Below are 4969 nucleotides of genomic sequence, written 5' to 3'. Positions count from 1 at the left end.
GGTGATAGAAGTCACCTACCGAGGTTATTGTTGTGAGGCAATAATGAATTAGGGTGGTAACGCGAGTACAATCTCGTCCCTTTTATAGGGACGAGATTTTTTGTCGTGCTAAATCAAGACCTGTTTAAAGGTAGGGAACGACCCATAGGCGTCAACGTAATCCAATTATTTCCAAATAAACCTTAGAAGCATGTCATTCTGAGCGTTAGGGAAGAGTCTTATAGAACATAAGCAAGATTATTTTTGATTATCAGAATATGTCATCTAGCTTAAAGATCCTTCGACTCCGTTTTACTCCGCTCAGGATGACAAATTATGGGTTAAGTTGACGCCTATGGGGAACGACCCCTGTGTGGTTCGGAAAAACGGATGGGTTTTATGGAAGGAGAAAATTTAGTAAAAATTGAAAGTTTGAGTTTTCATGGCATGAATAAGCGAGGTGATGTGATTGGCAGCCGGCAAGCAGCTGGGAATATTTTTACGATTTGCATACGGAGGGCTTAAGGGGTTTATCTGGATTTCAATGATCTATATGGCCGTAGCAGCAACGGTTATTGCACTACATCCTGAGGCTTTTTCCATCTATATCATTGAGTACATAAAAACACCAGAATATAGCAAACTAAGCATTACATTATTTGGTTATTTGCTAATGGTGTTTAATGGAATTCTTGAATTGGTAAAATTAAGAAATGAAAAGATAAAAAATCGAAGGAGGAGAAAAAAAAATGAGTAAAGGAACCTATTATATTACAACCCCAATCTATTATCCCAGCAGCAAGCTCCACATCGGCCACACCTATACCACAGTGGCAGCTGATGCTATGGCAAGATTTAAAAGAGCCACAGGCTTTGATGTAAAGTTTCTGACAGGTACCGATGAGCATGGACAAAAGCTCCAGCGTGCAGCAGAAGAAAAGGGAATGGCACCAAAGGAATATATCGACGGCATTGTAGATGGGATCAAGAAGCTATGGGAGACCATGGAGATTTCCTATGATATCTTTATTCGTACAACCGATGATTACCATAAGCGCAGAGTGCAGCAGATTTTTCAAAAGCTCTACGATAAGGGAGATATTTACAAGGGAGCCTATGAGGGCTGGTATTGTACCCCTTGCGAAGCCTTCTGGACAGAAACACAGGTACAAGAGGGAAAATGTCCGGACTGCGGCCGGAGAGTAGAATTAACAAAAGAGGAAGCTTATTTCTTCAGATTGTCTAAATATCAGGACGCTCTTTTAAAGCATTTTGAAGAAAATCCAGAATTTTTAGAGCCGGTTTCCAGAAAAAATGAGATGATCAATAACTTCTTAAAGCCTGGCCTGGAGGATCTTTGCATCTCCAGAACCACCTTTAACTGGGGTATTCCTGTGCCCTTTGATGAGAAGCATGTCATCTATGTATGGCTGGATGCGCTGTCTAACTATGCCACAGCCTTAGGCTTTCCTGAGGAACAGGAGGGAGATTATCAGCGGTACTGGCCTGCAGATGTGCATTTAGTAGGAAAAGAGATCGTAAGATTCCATACGATCATATGGCCGGCTATATTGATGGCATTAGAGGAGCCTCTGCCAAAGAAGGTTTTTGGCCATGGATGGATTTTGCTGGAAGGCGGCAAAATGTCAAAATCCAAGGGCAATGTAGTAGACCCTGTGATATTGACGGAGCGGTATGGTGTAGATGCCCTAAAATACTTCCTGCTGAGGGAGTATTCCTTCGGACAGGACGGTATTTTTACCAATGAGGTCCTGCTGAACCGTATCAATGCAGATTTAGCCAATGACTTAGGCAATCTGGTCAGCAGAACAGTAGCCATGATTGATAAATACAATGGGGGCATTATTCCTGAGCCTAAAGCTGAAGGGGACTTTGATCAGGAACTGAAGGCATTGGCCACCGCTGTATCCACAAAGCTAGAGGAACGTATGAATAAGCTGGATTTCAGCAATGCACTGGATGAGATATGGAAGCTGGTAAGAAGAACCAATAAATATATTGATGAAACAGCTCCTTGGATTTTGGCTAAGGAAGAAGAAAATAAGGGCAGATTAGATACTGTACTCTATAACCTGGCAGATTCTATTCGAATCATTTCTGTGCTGATCCGGCCTTTTATGGAGGCAACTACGAAAAAGATCTGGGTACAGTTAGGGTTAGATGAAAACCAGGGAACCGCTTGGGAGGATACCTTCTGCTTTGGAAAGCTGCCCAGCGGTATCAAGGTGCATAAGGCAGAGGCATTATTCCCTCGTATTGATGTAGCCAAGGAACTGGAGTTTTTAAACAGCCTGACAGAGCAGAAAGTAGATGGGGCAACAAAGGTTGAAGAAAAGAAGCCGGAGGAGAAAAAGACAGTAGAAGAGGCCGTTGAGGAGAAGCCGGAGATTACCATAGATGATTTTGCCAAACTGGATCTTCGAGTGGGAGAAGTATTAGAATGCAAGAAGCATCCAAAGGCAGACCGGTTATTGGTGCTGCAAATCAAGCTGGGTGAGGAAACAAGACAGATTGTATCGGGTATCGCAAAATACTATGCACCAGAGGACTTAATCGGCAGAAAGGTAGTTGTGGTAGCAAATCTGAAGCCGGTGGTATTAAGAGGGGAAGAATCCCGAGGAATGATTCTTTCTGCAGAATTCGGAGAAAAGCTGGATTTGTTGACAGCAGATATTGAAAGCGGTGCTTCCGTAAGGTAGAGGAGTGATAAAATGCTATTTGATTCCCATGCCCATTTAGATGATGGACGATTTGATCAGGATCGGGATCAGATTATAAAAAATGCTCAGGAAAAGGGGCTTGCCTACATTATGAATCCGGGAGCCGATTTGCGTTCCTCCTTAAAGGCCGTAGAATTAGCGGGCCAGTACGACATGATCTATGCGGCCGTAGGGGTGCATCCCCATGATGCAAAGGATATGGATGATGTGACATTGCTGTTGCTGAAGGATTTGGCAAGGAAGCCAAAGGTAATGGCCATTGGTGAGATTGGATTGGATTTTCACTACGATCATTCTCCGAGGGATGTTCAGCGTCAGGTTTTTAGGGATCAAATCCAGCTGGCCAGAGAGTTAAATCTGCCTATCATCATCCATGACCGGGAGGCTAATGAGGAGGTTTTCAACACCCTTCGGGAAGAAAGGGCCTTTGAGGTAGGGGTAGTGATGCACTGCTACTCCGGCAGCGCAGAGCTGGCCAGACAATATGTAAAGCTGGGGGCCTATATTTCCATAGCAGGCCCCATCACCTATCCCAATGCCCGGAAAACTGTAGAAGTGGTGGAAAGAATTCCTCTAGAGCATCTGTTTATTGAAACCGACTGCCCTTATTTAACGCCGGTGCCTTTCCGGGGAAAGCGCAATGAGCCGGCTTATGTATACCATGTGGCAGAGAAGATTGCAGAGATCAAAAAGATTTCTTTTGAAGAGGCAGCAGCACAGACTGCAGAAAATGCAAAGAGGTTTTTTAAGATCCCGTAAACAGCCATATCGATTATCAGACATAATAAGAAAGAGGAGACATAAAAAAGGACTTTTGTAGGGAACAGCCCCTGTGCTGTTCCGTCACGGTTTACGATATGTTTTTTCGGAACGCCACAGGGGGCGTTCCCTACGATTATATTCGTAATTCAAGTATTGCATGCGTAGTGGCGGGTTTCCATGCCCGCCATTGGGTTTTCTACCTGGTTGGGCACGGAGACCCAACCCTACTTTATCATCCTCATAAAGCTGTCACCCTGAGCGGAGCGAACGGGTCTAGGATTTTAAAGGCCAGATCCTTCACTCCGCTCAGGATGACAAATCATAAAGCGGGTTGCAGGAATCTTGCTGCCCGGGTGGACAGGGTCGTCCACCCCTACGACTTAATTCCAATAAATATTTGGACGGGCGCACACTGTGCGCCCCTACGGAAGACCATCCTTTAGTGGCCGTTCCCTACCTCTATTCACATCATAGCATGTCACCCTGAGCGCAGCGAATGGGTCTATGATTTAAATCCAAGATCCTTCGTTTCACTCAGGATGACAGCCACAGAAAGTAATTCTATGTCGCAATATTCTACGAATACAAACTATCGAGCTAAAGATAATATTAAGCATGAATTTACCGAACAATGTAGCATATATTAACATTTTTCTAGGCTTTTTCTGTACCTTATCCTAAGGAGCGAAGGGTTCGTTCCTTTAAATTTTTGCCCCTGACTAAAGAAAATTACTGGCGTTTTACTGCAGCTTCACGTACAAGGTATAAAAAATGCAGCAATGGAATATAATACAATATTGTGAGGGAAATGTGATGAGAAAAAGGGATTATTTTAGATATTTCCCGGGAAATATGGCGAGTGAATAGAAGAATTTTCCCTATTTATAGAGGATTCTGCAAATTTCTCTCAGGAGAAAAAGGACTTTTCTATTACAAATGAAAATGATATAATACACTATATGTTTACCAAAATTATGCATAACTATGAAAACCTATGACAATACTAGAGAAACCTAGGATTCCCACAAAAATTTGACATAGGCCGGATTTTTGTGTAGAATACATTACATTGCCCCGTATTAAGAAAGGGAGGTATAAAAACCTATGGAGACAGATAGGAGAATCAATAAGCTTCTTGCCAAAAAGAATCTTATTATTCTCGGGATTGTGTTGGTAATAGGGATTTTTTCTGTTAGCAGTGCATTAACAAAAGAGATTACAATCAAAGATGGAGATAAAGACATAATTGTAGCAGCGAAGTTCTCCAATGTGGAGGAAGTACTGAAAAAAGGGAAAATCGAACTAGGGGAGCACGATCAAGTGCTTCCGGCTCCTAATACCAAGGTAAAGGATGGAATGGTCGTAACTATTAAAAGAGCTCATCCAGTAAACCTGGAGGTAGGTGGAGAACCAAAAGAAATTATGACAGCATATGAAACGATTGAAGACATTTTGAAGGAATATGAAATTACCCTCGGAGAATTGGA

Annotated in this window: 4 protein-coding genes; all 4 read left to right on the top strand. The window is 42.8% G+C overall.

All coding sequences use genetic code 11. The features are described 5' to 3' along the window. Positions 1–448: 448 nt before the first annotated feature. Positions 449–736, top strand: coding sequence for a hypothetical protein (locus tag BUB56_RS18925; RefSeq protein WP_110942802.1), 288 nt, complete (start codon positions 449–451; stop codon positions 734–736). Further along, a complete protein-coding gene (gene metG, locus BUB56_RS18920) occupies positions 729–2699 on the top strand; it encodes a methionine--tRNA ligase (protein ID WP_110942801.1) in 1971 nt (656 codons plus the stop codon). The genes BUB56_RS18925 and metG overlap by 8 nt, the downstream gene beginning before the upstream one ends. A gap of 12 nt (positions 2700–2711) precedes the next feature. Further along, positions 2712–3479: a TatD family hydrolase gene (locus BUB56_RS18915; protein WP_110942800.1), complete on the top strand. Its 768-nt coding sequence runs from the start codon at positions 2712–2714 to the stop codon at positions 3477–3479. Between the two features lie 1107 nt (positions 3480–4586). Then, positions 4587–4969: ubiquitin-like domain-containing protein (locus BUB56_RS18910; RefSeq protein ID WP_190014775.1), on the top strand; the 383-nt coding region annotated here is incomplete at its 3' end.

Origin of the sequence: Geosporobacter subterraneus DSM 17957 (assembly GCF_900142145.1) — a bacterium.
In the GTDB taxonomy this organism is placed as follows: domain Bacteria; phylum Bacillota; class Clostridia; order Peptostreptococcales; family Thermotaleaceae; genus Geosporobacter; species Geosporobacter subterraneus.
Note: the sequence above shows the minus strand (reverse complement) of the source record. Positions and strands in the feature narration are given on the sequence as shown.

What these genes read in the sequence shown, in the direction of transcription:
- metG (WP_110942801.1), top strand. Translation starts at nt 729, where the DNA reads ATGAGTAAAGGAACCTATTATATTACAACCCCAATCTATTATCCCAGC.
- BUB56_RS18915 (WP_110942800.1), top strand. Translation starts at nt 2,712, where the DNA reads ATGCTATTTGATTCCCATGCCCATTTAGATGATGGACGATTTGATCAG.